The following is a 17,349-nucleotide window of genomic DNA, read 5'->3' on the forward strand; positions in this document are numbered from 1 at the left end:
CCGATTGGTCCGCGATCCGGCGCGACGGCGCTGCGCGCGCCGTGGCGGCGGTCGAAGCGGCAGCAGCGCGGGCGCGGGCGCGCTGGGCCGGCTGGCGGCGCCTCGATGCGGCGCTCGCGGCGGCCGGTGCGGCGGAGGTGACGATCCCTGTCTGGATCCGCGACGATGATGCGGTCGCCGCGACCCCGGAGCTGGAGCGCTTCCTCGCTTTGCTCGATCGCTGGGCGCTGCCTGTGGCTCTGGCGACGATCCCGCAGGGGCTGACCGCCTCGCTCGTCGCGCGGGTCCGCGCGCGGCCGGGCACCGACCTGCTGGTCCATGGCCTCGCGCATCTCAACCACGCGCCGGCAGGCGCGAAGAAGGCCGAGTTCGGCGCGCATCGGCCGCTCTCCGTGATGCTGCCCGAACTGGCAGATGCGCTGGCCCGCGTGCGGAGGCTCGCTGGCGCGCGTGCCCTGCCGGTGCTGGTGCCGCCCTGGAACCGGATCGCGCCCGATCTTGTCGCCCGGCTGCCGGAACTTGGCTTCTCGGGGATATCGACCTTCGCCGAGCCGAAGCCGGGCGATACGCCCGCCGGCCTTGTCCGTCGCAACGCCGAGTGGGATCCGATCGCCTGGCGTGCCGGCGGCGGGCTCGGCGACGAGGCGGTGCTTCTCGATGCGCTCGCGGCGCGGATCGAAGCCCGGACCGGTGCCGAATGCGCGGATCCGGCGCGCATGGCGGGGGAGACCGGGGATGGAGAAGCCGCGCCGCTCGGCCTTCTCACGCATCACCTTGTCCATGACGGCTGGATCGAGCGGTTCCTCGGTGCGGTGCTGGCGCGGCTCGCCGCCGCGCCCGCCATCCGGTTCGTGGCGGCGCGGAACCTCTTCCCGGCTCAGTGATAGGGGTCGGCCGCGTCCCGCAGCCCGTCGCCGAGGAAGTTGAAGGCGAGGATCACGAGGATCACCGGCACCACGGGCAGGATGAGCCAGGGATAGAGCGCCACGACATTGATGTTCTGCGCCTCGTTCAGCATCACGCCCCAGGAGGTGATCGGCGGCCGGAGCCCGAGGCCGAGGAAGGAGAGGGCGGTCTCGCCGAGGATCATCGAGGGGATGGTGATCGTCGCCGAGGCGATGAGATGGCTCATGAAGCCCGGCACGAGGTGCCGGAACACGATCCGCCCCGTGCCCGCGCCCATCAATTGCGCGGCGACGACGTAATCCTCCTCGCGCAGCGAGAGCAGCTTCGAGCGCACCGAGCGCGCGAGCCCGGTCCAGTCCATCAGCCCGAGAATGAGGGTGATCGCGAAATAGACCAGCAGCGGGCTCCAATGCGGCGGCATGATCGAGGCGAGCGCGAGCCAGATCGGGATATGCGGCAGCGATTGCACGATCTCGATCGCGCGCTGGACGAGAAGGTCGAACAGGCCGCCATAATAGCCGGCGAGCCCGCCGATCACGATGCCAAGCGTGAAGCTGACGAGAATGCCGATCAGGCCGATCGTCAGCGAGATCCGCGCGCCGATCAGGATGCGCGAGAGGACGTCGCGCCCGAGCCGGTCGGTGCCGAGCAGGAACAGCGTGCCGCCTTCGCCGGGGCAGACAAGATGGATATCGGCCTTGACAAGCCCCCAGAAGCGGTAGGAATCGCCGCGGCACAGGAAGCGCAGCGGCACCGGCCGGCTGGTATCCTCGGCATAGAGGCGGCGCATCGTCTCCATGTCGAGCCGGTATTGCGTCGCGTAGGTGAAGGGCCCGAGGAACCGTCCCTCGTGGAAGAGATGCACCGCCTGGGGCGGGCGGTAGATGAAGCCGGTATGCCGCTGCTCGTAATTATAGGGCGCGAGGAATTCGGCGATCAGGATCATCGCGTAGAGCGCGGCGAGAAGCAGGCCCGAGACCAGCGCCAGCCGGTGGCGGCGGAATTTCCACCACATCAGCGTGAGCTGGTCGGCGAGATAGACCTTCTTCTGCGTCTCGGTCAGCGCCTCCTCGATGTGCGGATTGAACGGCGCGGTCGCGGCGACATGGACGAGCCGACCGCCGGGCGGCGGCAGCGGCAGGGCGCCGGAGGCGGGGTGCGGATCGGTCATTTCGTGGCCTGCCCCTGGAGGCGGATGCGCGGATCGAGCAGCGTCAGCGCGACATCGGAGATCAGCACGCCGATCACGGTCAGCAGCGCGAGGAACATCAGGAACGAGCCGGCGAGGAACATGTCCTGGCTCTGGAGCGCGCGGATCAGCAGCGGCCCGGTGGTCTGGAGCGAGAGCACGACGGCGGTGAGTTCCGCTCCGGAGACGATGGTCGGCAGGATGTCGCCGATATGCGAGACGAAGAAGTTGAGCGACATCCGGAACGGATATTTCATCAGCACCCGCCGCGGCGGCAGCCCCTTCGCCTTGGCGGTGACGACATATTGCTTGCGCAATTCATCGAGCAGGTTCGCGCGGATCTTGCGGATCATCGCCCCGGTGCCGCCGGCGCCGATGATCAGAACCGGGATCCAGAGATGCGCGAGGATGGACTTGAACTTCTCCCAGCTCATCGGCTGGTTGAAATATTGCGGCTCCATCAGCCCGCCGATCGAGATCCCGAACCAGACATTGGCGAAATACATCGTCACCAGCGCCAGCAGGAAATGCGGGATGGCGATGCCGAGCAGGCCGAGGAAGGAGAGACCGTAATCGCCCCAGCTGTATTGATGGGTCGCGGAATAGATGCCGATCGGGAACGCGATCACCCAGGTGAGGATGATCGTGCAGAACGAGACCAGCACGGTCAGCCCCAGCCGCTCGCCTACCACGTCGCGCACCGGCAGGTCGTATTCGAAGGAATAGCCGAAATCGCCCTTGAAGAACCCGGTGATCCAGCGGAAATACTGCACATGGACCGGCTGATCGAGCCCGTATTCCGTGCGCAGGAATTCGACGCGGCCGAGATCGGCCTTCTCGCCCTGCGCCTGCATCTCGGCGACATAGGTCTCGAAATAATCGCTCGGCGGCAGCTTCATCACGGTGAAGATCAGCACGCTGGTCACGAACAGGGTCGGGATCATGATCAGCACGCGGCGGAACAGATAGCGCAGCATGGCGTTCAGCCGCCTCCCTCGGCGTAGAAGAAGGTGTCGGGCAGGTAGGCTCCGAGATAGGCGCGGGGCTCGAAGGCGAAGATCGCGGTCTCGGGCACGTTGCGCAGCCGGTTCGAGACCACGACCGGCTGGCGGGTGCGGTTGACGATGCCGATCGTGAACACTTCCTCGGCGTTGATGGCGAGCATCTCGCGCCAGATCGCCGCCCGCTCCTCGCGGGTGCGCGAGACGCGCCATGCGGCATGCAGCTGATGCAGCCGCCACGCGGCCGGCAGGTCGGGCTTCTCGCCCTCCTTGCCGCCGGAAACCGCCCAGAGGCCCCAGAGCGGCCATTCCGCCTGGGTGAAATTGGTCGGCGCGAGGTCTTCCGGCTCGTTGTCGGGGCCGGGAATCGCGTTATCCATGCCGTGCCAGACCGACATCACGCATTGCCCGGCAAGGATGCGGCGCCGGAACACGTCGCGCTGCGATGAGCGGATGAAGAGGCGGATGCCGAGCGCCGCCCAATCCTCCGCGACAAGCTGGAGAACATCGGTTTCCTCGGTGCTTTCGCCGGAGGAATCGACGGTCAGCAGCGCCGGCCTGCCGTCCGGCAGCAGGCGGGTTCCGGTCAGGTCGCGCCTGGCGAGGCCGGCCGCGTCGAGCAGGCGATTCGCCTCGGCCGGGTCGTGGCGGGCATAGGCCTGTTCATGGGCGGGATCGTAGAACGGACTTTCCGGGAGCACCGCGTTCGCCGCCTCCCGGCCGAGCCCGAAGAAGATCGCCTCGTTGATATCCTTGCGGTTGATGCCGAGCGACAGGGCCCGCCGCACCCGGACATCGCGGAACAGCGCCCGCCAGACCGGATCCGCGGCGTTGAGATTGGGCTTCAGCGCCACCTGCGCGCCGTTGCCCTGCTCCCAGAGCAGCACCCGGTATCCCTGGCGTTTCGCGGCCTCCTTGAGGAAGGTGTAATTGTCGAAGCGCAGGTAGCGCGCCTGGAGATCCGCCTCGCCTGCGCCCACCTTGGCGGGGATGAGGTTGCTCGCGGTGATCGCCATCTCGACCCGGTCGAGATAGGGCAATTGTCGCCCCTGCTCGTCAACCCGGTGGAAATAGGGGTTGCGCTCGAAGACGAAGCGCTCCGCCGGCGGATGCGTGCGATTGACCCAGGGGTCGAGTGTCGGCAGCTCGGGATTCTCCGGCCGGTAGGAGCGCGACTTGCGCTCGTGCAGCGCGCCCCAATCGCGCACCTTGGCCGCCTTGATCTCGGCCGCGAGCGCCGCCGGCTCGGCATGGCGCGCGTGGAAGCGCTTCATGTAATGCGCCGGCATCGCGATCACCTGCGGCTGCGCGCTCGCCAGCGCCGGCAGGAACATCGGGTTCGGCGTCTTCCAGGCGTAGCGCACCGTCGTCGCGTCGAGGACCGCGAATTCGGGCGGTTCGCCGGCCACCAGCAGCGGCATCGGCGGCCCGGAGCGGTTGAGCCGCGCATTGGTCGCGACATCCTCCCACCAATAGCGGAAATCCTCGGCCGTGAACGGATGCCCGTCCGACCATTTGTGCCCCGTCCGCAGATGCAGCGTGAAGACCCGCCCGGCCTCGACCTCGACGCGCGCCAGGATGTCGGGGACGAGATCGCCCGCCATGTCGAAGGTGACGAGGCGGGCATAGCCGTAGACGGTCATGAAGCGGATGTCGCGCTGGTCGCCCATCAGCATCCGCAGCGTGCCGCCATGCCGGCCCGGCATCTTGCGCAAGGCAGCCAGCGGCATGATGCGCGGCTCGGCCGGCAGGCGCTCGGCGAGCGGGGGCAGCGTGCCCTCCTTCACCCGCGCCGCGAGGGCGGGGGCCTCGCGCGGCTCGGCCGCGCGCAGCGCCGTCGCGCGCCCGGCGAGGCAGAGGCCGGCGGCGCCGAGGCCGAACAGGCGGCGGGTGAGCCGGGTCATGCCGCCTGCTCCCCGATGATCGGTCCGCAGGCGAGCACCCTGTGACCGGGCGCGATCTCCTGGAAGGTCAGGCTCTCGCCGGGCCGTGCCGCGAAGGGCGCACCCCAGCTCGCGGGATCGGAGGCGTTTCCGAGCGCGAGCCGCGCGAAATCGAGCGGCCGGGCGAGATCGGCATGCGGAACCGCCGCCAGCAGCCGGCGGGTATAGGGATGGACGGGATTGGCGAAGATCTGGTCGCGCCCGGCGAGTTCGACGATCCGCCCGCGCGCCATCACCGCGATGCGGTCGGCCATGTAATGCACCACCGCGAGATTGTGCGAGACGAAGAGATAGGTCAGCCCCAGCTCGGCCTGGAGATCCTTCAGCAGGTTGAGGATCTGCGCCTGCACCGAGACATCGAGCGCCGAGACCGGCTCGTCGCAGATGATTATGTCCGGCCGCAGCGCCAGCGCCCGCGCGATGCCGATCCGCTGCCGCTGCCCGCCCGAGAAGGAATGCGGATAGCGGTTGAGAAAGCGCGGATCGAGCCCCACGCGCAACATCAATTCGCCCGCCAGCGCCTTCTGCGCCGCCACGTCGCGCCGCCCCTCGATGATCATCGGTTCGCGGATGATGTCGAGCACGCTCATGCGCGGCGAGAGCGAGGCGACGGGATCCTGGAAGATCATCTGGATGCGCGGGCGCAGGGCCCGCAGCGCAGCGGCATCGAGCGCGAGCACATCCACCGGCCCCTCGGGGGCGTGATAGACGATGCGCCCCGCATCCGCCCGCCGCGCCCGCATGATCAGGTTGCCGACGGTGGTCTTGCCCGAGCCGCTCTCGCCGACAATGCCGAGGCATTCCCCGCGCATCACCTCGAAGCTGACTTCATCCACCGCGCGGATCGCCTCGCCGGTCCCCGTGCCGAACAGCCCGCGCGAGCGCGCGCCATAGGCCTTGCAGAGGCCGGAGACGGTGAGGATCGGCCCGGCTTCCGGCCGGGCTTCCGGCGCGCGCGGCGGCGCGGCGACGTCGCGGAGCGAGACGAGACGCTCACCCGGCTTCATGTCGAAACGCGGCGTCGCCTTGAGCAGCGCCCGCAGATAGGGGTGGCGCGGCGCGCCGAAAATGTCGCCGACCTCGCCCATCTCGACGATTTCGCCGCGATAGATGACCACCACCTCGTCGGCGAGATTGGCGACGACGCCGAGATCATGGGTGATGATCAGCGTCGCCATGCCGATCTCGGCCTGGAGATCCTTCATCAGCTTCAGCACCTGGGCCTGGATGGTGACATCGAGCGCCGAGGTCGGCTCGTCGGCGATCAGCAGCGCCGGCCGGCAGATCAGCGCCATCGCGAGCATCGCGCGCTGGCGCAGGCCGCCCGAGAGTTCGAACGGATAGCGCTCGAAGGCGCCGGCGGGATCGCGGAAGCCGACGGCGGCGAACATCCGCTCGGTCTCCTGCCGCGCCGCCTTGCCGCGCAGGCCGTGATGCAGCGTCAGCGCCTCGGAGACCTGGTCGCCGATCGTGTGCACCGGGGAGAGCGAGGACATCGGCTCCTGGAAGATCATGCCGATCCGCCCGCCGCGCAGCTTCCGGAAGGCGCTGCCATCGCGATCGAGCGGCGCGAGATCGACCGGCCCGCCCGCCGCCTTCGGATCATCGAACAGGATGCGCCCGCCGAGGATCACGCCCTGTTTTGGCAACAGCCCCATCACCGATTGCGATATGACGGTTTTGCCGGAACCGCTCTCGCCCACAAGCGCCACCGTCCGGCCGGGGGGGACGCGCAAAGACACGCCCTTGACGACCTCGTTGATCTCGCCATGCAGCTCGAAGCCGATGCGCAGATCCTCGATCCGGAGCAGATCCGTTCCGGCTTCACGCACGCTCGGTTTCCTCCCGGTCGCCATGCGCGTCCTGCTCCTCCTGCTCGCCGCCGCGCAGCACGCGCCAATCGTCGACCGCATGGGCGCGCAATACGTCATCCATGTTTTCGATCTCGATCTCATGAACCGCGAGCCGCGCGGTATCGATGCGGGCGAGGCGAAGCGTCGCGGCCGAGATCAGGCAATCGGTCAGCAGCCGCTTGGTCGCGTCCTGGAGCCGCGCGGCGATCGAGACCGTGGGTCCGAAGGCCATTAATCCCGAGTCGCGCTCTGTCGACCCGATCCGCGCCAGGGTCGTGGTGCCGCTATGGATACCGATGCCGGCCCGGATGGGGATCGGCAGCGCGCCACCCATGTCGCGGTTGAGGATCTTGAGCACCCGGCCCATGTCGCGCGCGGCCGCGATCGCCTGGCGGGCCGCGGCGCGCGGATCCTCGGCGTTCTCGAACACGGCGATCAGCCCGTCGCCGTAGAAGGTGGAGACATGGCCGCCATGGTTCTTCACCGCTTGGCGCATCTCGTTGCCGAACCGGTTGACCAGCGCCACGAGTTCGTAGGGCAGGTTGCTCTGGGCGAGCACGTTGAACCCGCGCAGGTCGAGCGAGAGGATCGAGGCGACCCGTTCGGCGGCCCAGCGTTCGGCGTCGCGCCGGCTCTCGGGATCCTGCGCCGCGCCGATCACCGGCAGCAGGATGCGGACGGTGACGTCGCTGGTCGGGCGCAGCTGGCAGGCGAGGCGTACATCGGCATGCGAGCCGACGCGGTCGAGCACCTGCCGTTCCGCCTCGGAGGGCGGCGGCAATGCCTCCGGATCCGAAAGGATCTGGACGCGGCAGGTCGAGCAGCGCCCTCGTCCCCGGCAGAGCGAGGGGTGCGGGATGCCATGGACCCGGCTCGTTTCCAGCACCGACATGCCCCTCGGGGCCCGCACCGGCCCGCGGCCGCGATAGGTGATGGTGATCTTGTCGCCGATCTTCTGCCGCAACAGGCTGAGATACAGCGCGGCGAGAAGCAGGGCGGCGATCCCGCCGAGGCCGATCTGCGCCTTGCGGCGGATTTCCGCGACGCGCTCCGTCTGCTCGGCGGTCATCGTCGGCGGGGATTGCGGCGGCCGCAGCGCGGTCTCGCGCCCGGAGGCGATGAAGCCGGCGATGGCAAGGGTCGGCACGACGATCGCGAGCACCGCGCCTGCGGTCCTGATCCGGGCGAACCAAGGCCGATGTCGGAAGGCCAGCACGATCCCGATCACGCCGTGGAACCAGCTGACGAGCACCAGCGTGCTCTGCCAGAGGAACGAGCCGGGCCAGAGCGCGCGCAGCACGTTGTCGTAGAAGCTGTTGCCGTCGAACCAGGTGCCGGCCACCCGCGTGGCGATGATGTGCTGGAGCAGCAGCACCGGGATCAGCAGCCCGAGCGCGATCTGCGTCATCTCGTCGCGGGTCATGCGCAGGGTTCTGCGCGTCACGATCCGGAACAGCGCCAGGCCGATATGCACCGCGAAGCTGCCGTAGAGCAGCGTCAACCCGATCGGGTTGTGCCAGATCTCCCAGCGCAGGGTCTGGATCGCGTCGAGAACCTCGATCCCGAACAGGCCCGCGGCGTGGTTGAGGAGATGCATCGTCAGGAAGGTGAACAGCACCAGCCCCGATCCGAGCCTCAGCAGGCGCGACCAGACGATCGTGCGCCAGCCGGGGCGGCGGGGGGCGGCAAGGTCGATATCGTCCGTCGCGCTGTCGATCTGGGTCATGCCGGGAGTTCCGCAATCAGGCGGGTTCGGTGGCGTGGGCCGGGGTCATGGTCAGCAGCGTATCCGCGAGCCGCGCGAGATCGGTCATGATCGCGAGCGAGATCGCGCTGCAATGCTGCGTCAGCGCGAGGAAGGAGTCGCGGTCCACCCGCAGCGCCTCGATGGCGGTTCGGGCGCGGATGGTGCGCGCGCGCGGCCGGCGCAGCAGGGTGCCGATCACGCCGATGATATGCGGCAGGGGATAGCCGTCATCAGTCTCGGCCTCGCCGGAGAGAATGAACAGCACCTCGTTCGAGCTTTCGCCCGCGGCATAGATCGTTGCGCCCGCGGGGATGGAGACCCGGTCCGCCGAGACTGCGATCAGCCGGAGCTTCGCCGGTTCGACCCCCTGGAAGACCGGGGATTGCTGGAGGAGGGCGATCTCCTGATCGATGGCCATGATGATCCTCTGCTTGCTGCTGCGGGTGTGCTCAGGCGGCGCGCGACGATGCCGGATCGTCGCGCCCCCGGTCGGAGGCCAGGCGCGTGCCCTGGAAGGTCAGGATCCGGTCGAAGCCCGAAGCGGCGGCCTCGTCCGGCAGGGTAACAAGAAGGCTGCGGCCCATGAAGGCCTCGCGCAGCCCGGCGATGATCCGGGCCTGGTCGGCGGCGGAAAAGGCCGCGAGTGCGTTGTCAAGGATGAGCGTGTCCGGCCGCACGAGCACTGCGCGGGCAAGCGCGATCAGCGCGCGCTGCTCGGGCGTCAGCAGCCGGCCGCCGGGGCCTGTCTCCTGCGCGAGTCCCTGCTCGATCACGAAGGTTTCGAGGTCATGCGCCTTGAGCGCTTCGAGCAGAACCGCCTCGACCTTGCCGCGCACGCCCTGCATCCCGTAGCCGATCCGCCCGAAGAGCAGGTTGTCGCGGATCGGCGCGGAATGCATCACCTGCCCAAAATCGTAGAATTCGATCTCGCTTGCCGCCCGCGCCGCGATGTAGAGCCGGAAGCTGGTGCGCGCCCGCAGGATGCGTGCGGCGAGCAGGTCGTCGATGAGATTGAGCCGGTGGCGCGGCTCGATATAGGCGAGCGCGTAGCCGAGCAGCTTGTCGCGCACCCGGCCGGACATGCGGCCGCCCCGGCCGCGCCGCGCAGCGCGCAGCAATTCCGCCAAGGCCTCGCGGTCGCTCGTATCGACGAAGGAATAGCGGTCCGCGAGCGGGCTGCCCGGCGGCAATTCCGCCGTGATGTCGAGAACGGTCTCGACGATGCGCAGGCCGATCCGTGTCAGCGGCTCGATCAGCGCCTCGGCCTCGAGCAGGCCACGGGCGAAGGGATCGCGCGCGAAATGGGCAAGGTCGAAGCGCCCGCCGGTCGCACGGCCGAACATCAGGTTTTCGCCGATCGTCGCGAGCGAGTTGTAGCGGCGATGATCGAACGGCTCGACGGCCCCCATCAGCCCGCGCGCCGAGAGCAGGTCGCGGATGGTGGCGCGGGCCTGCACGATGCGCGCCTCGATCTCGGCATCGACATAGGGGCCGACCCGGCCCGACAGCCCAGCCTGGAACACGCTGTCATAGCCATGCACACTCCGCAAGGCGGCGATGATCGCGGCGTTGAGCCCGGCCGGGCCATCGACGCCGAGCAGGGCGTAATCGATCCAGTCGCTCTCGCCGGAAACCGGGGGATTCCCGGTCATCTCGGCTTCCGCGCGCTGGCGCGGCCCGTCCCGGTCGGCATCGTCGGCACCGAAGGGCGGCGGGGCTCTCAGCCGCGCGACCAGCGTGATATTCTCGCGGATCGTGCCGGACATGACATGCGGATCGGCGCCGACATAGAGCAGCGCCCGGCTCGCCGCCTTGTCGCCGAGCCTGCCGATCGGCCGTCCGCCGATCGTGACATCGCCGGAGAAATCGCTGATCTGCCGTCCGAGAACCTTCGGCAGGATGTCGCGCGCGCTGCCTTGCGGGCCGACCAGCGCCACATGCGCCGGCCGGCGGATCACGAGCGAGAGCGCATCGAGCTGGATGATGCCGCGCGCATTGCTGACCCTCAGCGCCGCGGTCTGGATCGGGGCTTCGGGCGGGACGGGCGCGTCGTCGGCGATTTCCGGCAGCAATTCGCGCGAGAAGGCGCCAACCACCTGCTCGAACTTCACCAGCACGTCGGCGCGCTGCTGGTCCCAGTCGATCAGCTCCTTCACCGGCCCCGGCAGGTCGCGATAGGCGGCGATCACAGCGACGAGCTGGCCGATATCGAGCCGGCCCTTGAGTGCGAGATAGCCGCCGAGCGTGTAGAAGATGAAGGGCGTTGCCTGTGCGAGCAGGTTGTTGAGGAACTTGACGGAGAATTTCCGCCGGAAGAGCCGCATGCGGATATCGAAGAGATGGGCGAGCCGCGTGCCGATTTCCGCGCCGAAATGCGGCACCAGCGCGTGGCCGTGCAGCAGCGGCGCGGCATCGACCATCTCGCTCACCCGGCCGGCGAATTTTCGCGACGCCACCTGCCGCTTGCGGCCAAGCCGCAATTGCTCCTTGCGCAGCCGCGGGATGATGATGCCCTGCACCGCGATCACCAATCCGGCGAGAACGCCCATCAGGATGTTCTGGGTCATGATGAACAGCAGCGCCGTCAGCGCCTGTGCGCCGAGAAAGGCCGGGGTGATGAAGGCCTCGCCGAAGAACCCGCCGATCGGCTCCACCTCATCCTTGACCATGCTGGCGATCTCGGCGGATTTCGTCGCGCGGATCGATTCCGGCCGGAAGCGCATCACCAGCGTGAACAATTCGAAGCGCAGCCGCCGCAGCATCCGTTCCCCGAGGATGCCCTTGCGCAGGTTGATCACGTATTTGAACGCGCCGTTGACCAGCGTCAGCCCGAGAAACAGGAAGCTCAGCGCCAGGAGATAGGGGAGCTGCGCGAGCAGGATGCCCTCTGTGAGCGTGATGCCGCCGCCGCCGAGGAGATCCGGCAGGCCGAGCGTCACCTCGAACAGCCGCGCCTCGACCGCCCCGTCACGGAAGGCACGGCCCTGGATCGCGTCGTTGACGATCCGTTTCGGGATATCGAGCGACACCCAGTAGAACGGCAGGGAGGCGAGCACGAGAAACAGCACCACGAGCTGTTCGCGCCGGCTGTGCCGCCAGACATATGCGAAGAACCCGCTCTGCAAGGCGCCTGCCTCCCGAACCTCTCGCTGCGGACCTTACGGAGCGGGGGGGTGAAGTCAAACGCGCCCCGCTCACCATCCATCACAACCCCGTGGCGGGGCGAGCGGATGCGGGCGCCGGCTCAATCCGGCAGAGGGCCACGCCCATCCAAGGCGCTCCGTGGCTCGCTTGCGTAATGGTCGTGATGGCGGGGTGCCTTCGGCGATCCGTCCTCAGGGATCGTCGAGCGCCTGCGCGGCCGACTCCTTGGCCTTGCCGAGCAAGGCCATCAGCCTGTCGATCTCGAACGGGTTGAGATCGGCGAAGATGTCGACGATCCACCCCTCATATGCCATGGCCATGGCGCGGAAATGCCGCCGTCCCTCGGGGGTCAGCCGCACGAGCACGGTCCGGCGATCCGCCGGCGCGGGAGTCCGCGCCACGAGCCCCTGTGCGACCAGCGCGTCGACGATGGTGGTGACATTGCCGTTGGTGACCATCATGCGGCGCGAGAGTTCGCCGAGGCTTATCCCCTCCGCCATGCGGTCGAGCTGCGCCATCAGGTCGAAGCGTGGCAGCGTGATACCGAATTGCGCGCGCAGCCGCCTGCGGATGCCGGCCTCGATCAGGTTCGCGCAGGTCAGAAGTCGCAGCCAGAGCCGCACTTCCATCCTGTGATCGGCCGGGTGTTCCGCCGCCTTGGCCTCGAGATCGAGAATGGTCGCCTCCCGCGCATCAGATCCCGCCTTCCGCGATCGCCGGCATGGTTGCGCGCATGGATGCCGCGTCCCGGCCTGGCATGGGCACGCGCATCAGGGGCGGGCACGGCTTCCGCATCGATTTGTTTTAGATTTGAAATATCCATGTCGCAAGCTGGCACATGATCGTGCCGACACGTATTTCAGATCCAGGATGGTTGTCTTGGGAGGGCGCATCAGGCATCGCGCCTCAGACATGCAGATAGCGGTCCTTGACGCCCGGATCGGCGGCAAGGCCCGCGCTGTCCCCGCTCCAGACGACGCGGCCCTTCTCGATCACGACATGGCGATCGGCGAATTTCGCGAGCTGGTCGACATTCTTGTCGATGACGAGGATGGATTCGCCCTCCGCCTTGAGGTTCCGCAGGCAGGTCCAGATCTCCTGCCGGATCAGCGGCGCGAGCCCTTCGGTCGCCTCGTCGAGGATCACGAGCTTCGGATTGGTCATCAGCGCCCGGCCGATCGCGAGCATCTGCTGCTCGCCGCCGGAAAGCTGGCTGCCGAGATTGCCCCGCCGCTCGGCAAGGCGGGGGAACAGGGCGTAGACGCGCGCCAGCGTCCAGCGCGGCGGGCCGAACCGTGCCGCCGCCGTGGCGACGAGGTTTTCCTCCACGCTGAGCGTCGGGAAGATCTGCCGCCCCTCCGGCACGAGGCCGATGCCCCGCCGCGCGATGGCGTGCGGCGGGCTTCCGGCGAGTTCCCTGCCCTCGAAGCGGATCGAGCCACCCTGTGGCGGCAGCAGCCCCATGATGGCGCGGATGGTCGTCGTCTTGCCCATGCCGTTGCGGCCGAGCAGCGTCACCACCTCGCCGGCGCCGACCGAGAAGCCGATCCCGAACAGAACCTGGCTCTGGCCGTAGGCAGCGCGCAGATTCTCCACCGCGAGCATCGCCGGCGATCCGGCGGTCATGCCGCCTCCTCCTCGCCGAGATAGGCGGCGCGCACTGCCGGGTTGGCGCGGATTTCCGCCGGCGCGCCGGTCGCGATCACCCGGCCGGAGACGAGCACGCTGATGCGGTCGGCGAGCGAGAAGACCGCGTCCATGTCGTGCTCGACGAGCAGGATCGTGTAGCGGCCCCTGAGCCGGCGCAGCAGTGCCACGATCGCCTGCCCTTCCTCGTGGCCCATTCCGGCGAGCGGCTCGTCGAGCAGCAGGATCCTCGGCCGGGTGGCGAGCGAGATCGCAAGTTCGAGCTGGCGCTTCTCGCCATGCGAGAGCAAGCCCGCCGGCAGGTCCGCGCGTGCACCGAGGCCGACAATGTCGAGCATCGCCCGGGCCTCGGCGTTGAGCGCCGGCTCGTCCGCCGCCGTGCCGAGGAAGCGGAAGCTGCTTCCTGCACGCGCCTGCACCGCGAGCGCGACATTCTCGAGCACCGGGAAGCCGGGCAGGATCGAGGTGATCTGGAACGAGCGCGCCAGGCCGCGCCGCGTCCTCGCGGCGAGCGACAGCGCCGTGATATCGGCGCCGTCGAGCAGAACCCGGCCGGAATCGCTCGGCGTGAGGCCGGAGATCTGGTGGATCAGCGTCGTCTTGCCGGCGCCGTTGGGGCCGATCACGGCATGGAGTTCGTCACGGCGGATCGCGAGCGAGACGTCCTCCGTCACGACAAGGCCGCCATAGGCCTTGCGCAGGCGATCGAGGATGAGGATGTCCTCAGCCATGCCGCCCTCCCGTGATCCGCGTGATCGCCCCGACGAGGCCGCCGCGCGCATGGAGCACGACCAGGATCAGCAGCGGTCCGAAGATCATCTTCCAGTGCTCAGTGATGCCGGCGAGCCATTCCTCGATCAGCAGATAGGCGAGCGCGCCGATCAGCGGGCCGATGAGCGTTCCCATTCCGCCGAGCACCACCATCACGATCAGTTCGCCCGAGCGTTGCCAGGCCATGTAGGCGGGCGAGATGAAATTCGTCTGGTTGGCGATCAGCACCCCGGAAAGCCCGCAGATTGCCCCGGAAATCACGTAGGCCGTGAGCTGGTAGCGAAAGGGCTCGAAGCCGATCGCCTGCATCCGCACCGGGTTCTCGCGCGTGCCGCGCAGCACGCGGCCGAAGCGCGCGGCGACGAGCGCACGGCAGGCGAGGAGCGTCGCCGCCAGCACCGCAAGCACGAGATAGTAGAAGATCGTCGCGTTCCCCAGCCATTCGGCGCCGAGAACGGTCGAGCGTCGCGCGATCGTCAGCCCGTCATCGCCGCCATAGGCCGCGAGCGAAACCGCGAGGAAGAACGCCATCTGCCCGAAGGCGAGGGTGATCATGATGAAATGGACGCCCTTCGTCCGGAGCGAGACGGCGCCGGTCAGCGCCGCGAATCCGGCCGAGACGAGGATCGCGACGCCCGCCTGCGCCAGCAGATCCTCGATGCCATGCGTCGCGAGGATGCCGACGGCATAGGCGCCGATCCCCATGAAGGCGGCATGCCCGAACGAGACCATCGCGCCATAGCCGAGGATCAGGTCGAGCGAGATCGCGGCGACGGCGAAGATCATCACGCGCGTCACCAGCAGCAGCACGTAGCTGTCCGCACCGAGCGCGCCGAGCAGCGGCAGTGTCGCGAGCCCTGCAAGGATCAGCCCGGCGAGACGCGGCCGCCGATCGCGCAGCGGGCCGGCGGTGGGGTGCGCGCCGCTCATCGCCGCACCGGGAAGAGCCCCGCCGGCCGGACGAACAGCACGGCAGCCATCAGGATATAGATCAGCATCGGCGCCAGCGCCTGCCCGGCCTGGCTGGCGGCGGAAGCGTCGAGGAACAGCCGCAGCACCAGCGGGCCGAAGGCGCGGCCGAGCGTGTCGACCAGCCCGACGAGCAACGCGGCGATGAAGGCGCCGCGGATCGATCCGATGCCGCCGATGACGATGACGACGAAGGTCAGGATCAGCAGGTTGTCGCCCATGCCGGGCTCGACCGAGACGAGCGGCGCCACCATCGCGCCGGCGAAGCCCGCGAGCATGGCGCCGAACCCGAAAACCAGCATGAAGAGCCGGCCGATATCGACGCCGAGCGCCGAGACCATCGGCGCATTGGCGGCGCCGGCGCGCACCAGCATGCCGATCCGCGTCCGGCTCACGAGCAGGGAGAGCAGGAGCGCCACCGCGATGCCGGCGCCGATCACCGCAAGGCGGTAGATTGGGTAGCGCAGCCCTTCCATCAGCTGGATCGAGCCCGAGAGCAGCGTCGGCACCGGCACCGAAAGCGGTGCCGCGCCCCAGACGAATTTCACGGCCTGGTTGAGGAACAGGATGATTCCGAAGGTCGCGAGCACCTGGTCGAGATGGTCGCGCGCGTAGAGATGGCGGAAGACGAGCCATTCGAGCGCGAGGCCGAGCGTCAGCGCCGCGGGCAGCGCGAGCCCGAGCCCGAGGAAGAAATTGTCGGTGAGCGCGGTGAACATCGCCGCCAGATAGGCGCCGATCATGAACTGGACGCCATGGGCGAGGTTGATGAAGTCCATCACCCCGAAGACCAGTGTCAGCCCGGCGGCGACGAGGAAGAGCAGCACGCCGAGCTGAAGGCCGTTCAGCGTCTGGACAGAGAGCAAGGTCGCCGACACGGCAGGCCCCCGATCAGGAAGAGGAGGGGCGCCTGCTCCGGCCAGGCGCCCGGCATGCCGGATCAGTTCGCCCGCATCTGGCAATCCTTGGCATAGGCATCGACGTAATCGTCGAACACCTTCTGCCGCAGGGAAGTCGCGTATTTGCCGTCCGGTCGCCGCACCACCTGCACGACATAGAAATCCTGCACGGGGTAATGGTTGGCCCCCATCCTGAAATCGCCGCGCAGCGACGTGAAATCCGCCTTGCGCAGCCCGGCTCGCAGCGCATTGCGATCCGAGACCTTGCCGCCGGCGGTGCGGATGGCGGCGTCGATCAGCAGCGCGGCATCGTAGCCATGCATTGCATAGCTGCCCGGAACCGTGCCGAAGGCCGCCTCATAGGCCGTCACGAAGGCCTCCGATTGCGCATTCTTCATGTCCGGTGCCCAGTTCGAGCCGCCGAAGAAGCCGAGCGCGGCCTCCTTCTGCGCAGGAAGGGTCGATTCGTCGACCGTGAAGGCCGAAAGGAACGGGATCGTGCTGGCGAGCCCGGCCTGATGGTATTGCCGCACCAGATTCACGCCCAGCCCGCCCGGCATGAAGGTGAAGAAGGCGTCCGGCTTCGCGGCGGCGATCTTCGCGAGTTCGCCGGAGAAATCGGCGGTGTTGAGCGGGACATATTCCTCGCCAACGATCTCGCCCTTGAAATGGCGCTTGAAGCCGGCGAGCGAATCCTTGCCGGCCTGGTAGTTCGGGGCGAGCAGGAAAACCTTCTTGAAGCCCTTGTCCTGCGCGTATTTGCCCATCACCTCGTGGTTCTGATCGTTCTGGTAGGAGGCAACGAAGAAGTTCGGGTGGCATTGCCGGCCGGCGAAATTCGAGGTGCCGGCATTGGGCGAGATCAGGAAGGCGCCGGCATCCGTCACCGGCTTGTGGATCGCGATCAGGATGTTCGAGAAGATCGGCCCGACGACGAAATCCACCTTGTCGCGTTCGACAAGGCCGCGCGCCCGCGTCACCGCCACATCCGGCTTCAGTTCGTCGTCCACCACGACGATGTCCGCCTCGAGGCCGCCGAGCTTGCCGCCCAGCGTCTTGACCGCGAGCAGGAACGCATCGCGCGATTGCTGTCCGAGCGTCGCCGCCGGGCCCGAGAGCGTGGTCAGGAGGCCGATCCTCACCTTCTCCTGCGCGGCCGCGCCCGCCGGCAGCGCGGCAAGGACGACGGCGGCGAGAAACCCGCCCCGAATGCCGCGCGTGAACCCCTTGTCCCAAATCTTCATGCTTCCTCCTCTGGCGGTGCCGGGCGGCACCTCGCT

The 17,349-nt window shown here is 68.3% G+C and carries 14 protein-coding genes; 1 reads left to right on the forward strand and 13 read right to left on the reverse strand.

The window, feature by feature from the left end:
• Positions 1-884: polysaccharide deacetylase family protein (locus FWJ24_RS14625; protein WP_484335819.1), on the forward strand; the 884-nt coding region annotated here is incomplete at its 5' end.
• Here the strand turns inward: FWJ24_RS14625 and FWJ24_RS10505 are convergent.
• The 13 genes from FWJ24_RS10505 to FWJ24_RS10565 form a co-directional block, all read right to left on the reverse strand.
• On the reverse strand, positions 878-2,077 hold the full coding sequence (locus FWJ24_RS10505; RefSeq protein ID WP_150287789.1) for an ABC transporter permease: 1,200 nt from the start codon (positions 2,075-2,077) through the stop codon (positions 878-880). The two genes, FWJ24_RS14625 and FWJ24_RS10505, sit on opposite strands and share 7 nt — an antisense overlap.
• Positions 2,074-3,072, reverse strand: coding sequence for an ABC transporter permease (locus tag FWJ24_RS10510; RefSeq protein ID WP_150287790.1), 999 nt, complete (start codon positions 3,070-3,072; stop codon positions 2,074-2,076). The genes FWJ24_RS10505 and FWJ24_RS10510 overlap by 4 nt, the downstream gene beginning before the upstream one ends.
• 5 nt (positions 3,073-3,077) lie before the next feature.
• On the reverse strand, positions 3,078-5,000 hold the full coding sequence (locus tag FWJ24_RS10515; RefSeq protein WP_150287791.1) for an ABC transporter substrate-binding protein: 1,923 nt from the start codon (positions 4,998-5,000) through the stop codon (positions 3,078-3,080).
• Positions 4,997-6,895 carry a dipeptide ABC transporter ATP-binding protein gene (locus tag FWJ24_RS10520; RefSeq protein WP_150287792.1) on the reverse strand — a complete coding sequence of 633 codons (1,899 nt, stop codon included), beginning with the start codon at positions 6,893-6,895 and terminating at the stop codon, positions 4,997-4,999. The genes FWJ24_RS10515 and FWJ24_RS10520 overlap by 4 nt, the downstream gene beginning before the upstream one ends.
• Complete coding sequence (locus tag FWJ24_RS10525) at positions 6,864-8,618, reverse strand: adenylate/guanylate cyclase domain-containing protein (protein ID WP_150287793.1); 1,755 nt, start codon at positions 8,616-8,618, stop codon at positions 6,864-6,866. The genes FWJ24_RS10520 and FWJ24_RS10525 overlap by 32 nt, the downstream gene beginning before the upstream one ends.
• 16 nt (positions 8,619-8,634) lie before the next feature.
• Entirely contained in the window at positions 8,635-9,057 is a 423-nt protein-coding gene (locus FWJ24_RS10530; protein WP_150287794.1) for a cyclic nucleotide-binding domain-containing protein, read from the reverse strand.
• Between the two features lie 31 nt (positions 9,058-9,088).
• Positions 9,089-11,764 (reverse strand): ABC transporter ATP-binding protein/permease, encoded by a 2,676-nt coding sequence (locus FWJ24_RS10535; RefSeq protein WP_150287795.1) that lies wholly within the window; start codon positions 11,762-11,764, stop codon positions 9,089-9,091.
• A gap of 210 nt (positions 11,765-11,974) precedes the next feature.
• Complete coding sequence (locus FWJ24_RS10540) at positions 11,975-12,412, reverse strand: MarR family winged helix-turn-helix transcriptional regulator (RefSeq protein ID WP_150287796.1); 438 nt, start codon at positions 12,410-12,412, stop codon at positions 11,975-11,977.
• A gap of 277 nt (positions 12,413-12,689) precedes the next feature.
• Entirely contained in the window at positions 12,690-13,388 is a 699-nt protein-coding gene (locus FWJ24_RS10545) for an ABC transporter ATP-binding protein (protein ID WP_150287972.1), read from the reverse strand.
• Positions 13,389-13,405: 17 nt separating this feature from the next.
• Positions 13,406-14,161, reverse strand: a complete 756-nt coding sequence (locus FWJ24_RS10550) for an ABC transporter ATP-binding protein (RefSeq protein ID WP_150287797.1) — start codon at positions 14,159-14,161, stop codon at positions 13,406-13,408.
• The gene (locus FWJ24_RS10555) at positions 14,154-15,131 is read right to left on the reverse strand and encodes a branched-chain amino acid ABC transporter permease (RefSeq protein ID WP_150287798.1); all 978 of its coding nucleotides are present in this window, start codon (positions 15,129-15,131) and stop codon (positions 14,154-14,156) included. The genes FWJ24_RS10550 and FWJ24_RS10555 overlap by 8 nt, the downstream gene beginning before the upstream one ends.
• Positions 15,128-16,048, reverse strand: coding sequence for a branched-chain amino acid ABC transporter permease (locus FWJ24_RS10560; protein WP_150287799.1), 921 nt, complete (start codon positions 16,046-16,048; stop codon positions 15,128-15,130). The genes FWJ24_RS10555 and FWJ24_RS10560 overlap by 4 nt, the downstream gene beginning before the upstream one ends.
• 62 nt (positions 16,049-16,110) lie before the next feature.
• Complete coding sequence (locus FWJ24_RS10565) at positions 16,111-17,313, reverse strand: ABC transporter substrate-binding protein (protein ID WP_150287800.1); 1,203 nt, start codon at positions 17,311-17,313, stop codon at positions 16,111-16,113.
• Positions 17,314-17,349: the final 36 nt, after the last annotated feature.

The organism is Rhabdaerophilum calidifontis, assembly GCF_008641065.1.
Lineage (GTDB): Bacteria > Pseudomonadota > Alphaproteobacteria > Rhizobiales > Beijerinckiaceae > Rhabdaerophilum > Rhabdaerophilum calidifontis.

What these genes read in the sequence shown, in the direction of transcription:
- FWJ24_RS10550 (WP_150287797.1), bottom strand. Translation starts at nt 14,161, where the DNA reads ATGGCTGAGGACATCCTCATCCTCGATCGCCTGCGCAAGGCCTATGGC.
- FWJ24_RS10530 (WP_150287794.1), bottom strand. Translation starts at nt 9,057, where the DNA reads ATGGCCATCGATCAGGAGATCGCCCTCCTCCAGCAATCCCCGGTCTTC.
- FWJ24_RS10540 (WP_150287796.1), bottom strand. Translation starts at nt 12,412, where the DNA reads ATGGAAGTGCGGCTCTGGCTGCGACTTCTGACCTGCGCGAACCTGATC.
- FWJ24_RS10545 (WP_150287972.1), bottom strand. Translation starts at nt 13,388, where the DNA reads ATGCTCGCGGTGGAGAATCTGCGCGCTGCCTACGGCCAGAGCCAGGTT.
- FWJ24_RS10505 (WP_150287789.1), bottom strand. Translation starts at nt 2,077, where the DNA reads ATGACCGATCCGCACCCCGCCTCCGGCGCCCTGCCGCTGCCGCCGCCC.
- FWJ24_RS10515 (WP_150287791.1), bottom strand. Translation starts at nt 5,000, where the DNA reads ATGACCCGGCTCACCCGCCGCCTGTTCGGCCTCGGCGCCGCCGGCCTC.
- FWJ24_RS10510 (WP_150287790.1), bottom strand. Translation starts at nt 3,072, where the DNA reads ATGCTGCGCTATCTGTTCCGCCGCGTGCTGATCATGATCCCGACCCTG.
- FWJ24_RS10520 (WP_150287792.1), bottom strand. Translation starts at nt 6,895, where the DNA reads ATGGCGACCGGGAGGAAACCGAGCGTGCGTGAAGCCGGAACGGATCTG.
- FWJ24_RS10555 (WP_150287798.1), bottom strand. Translation starts at nt 15,131, where the DNA reads ATGAGCGGCGCGCACCCCACCGCCGGCCCGCTGCGCGATCGGCGGCCG.
- FWJ24_RS10525 (WP_150287793.1), bottom strand. Translation starts at nt 8,618, where the DNA reads ATGACCCAGATCGACAGCGCGACGGACGATATCGACCTTGCCGCCCCC.
- FWJ24_RS10565 (WP_150287800.1), bottom strand. Translation starts at nt 17,313, where the DNA reads ATGAAGATTTGGGACAAGGGGTTCACGCGCGGCATTCGGGGCGGGTTT.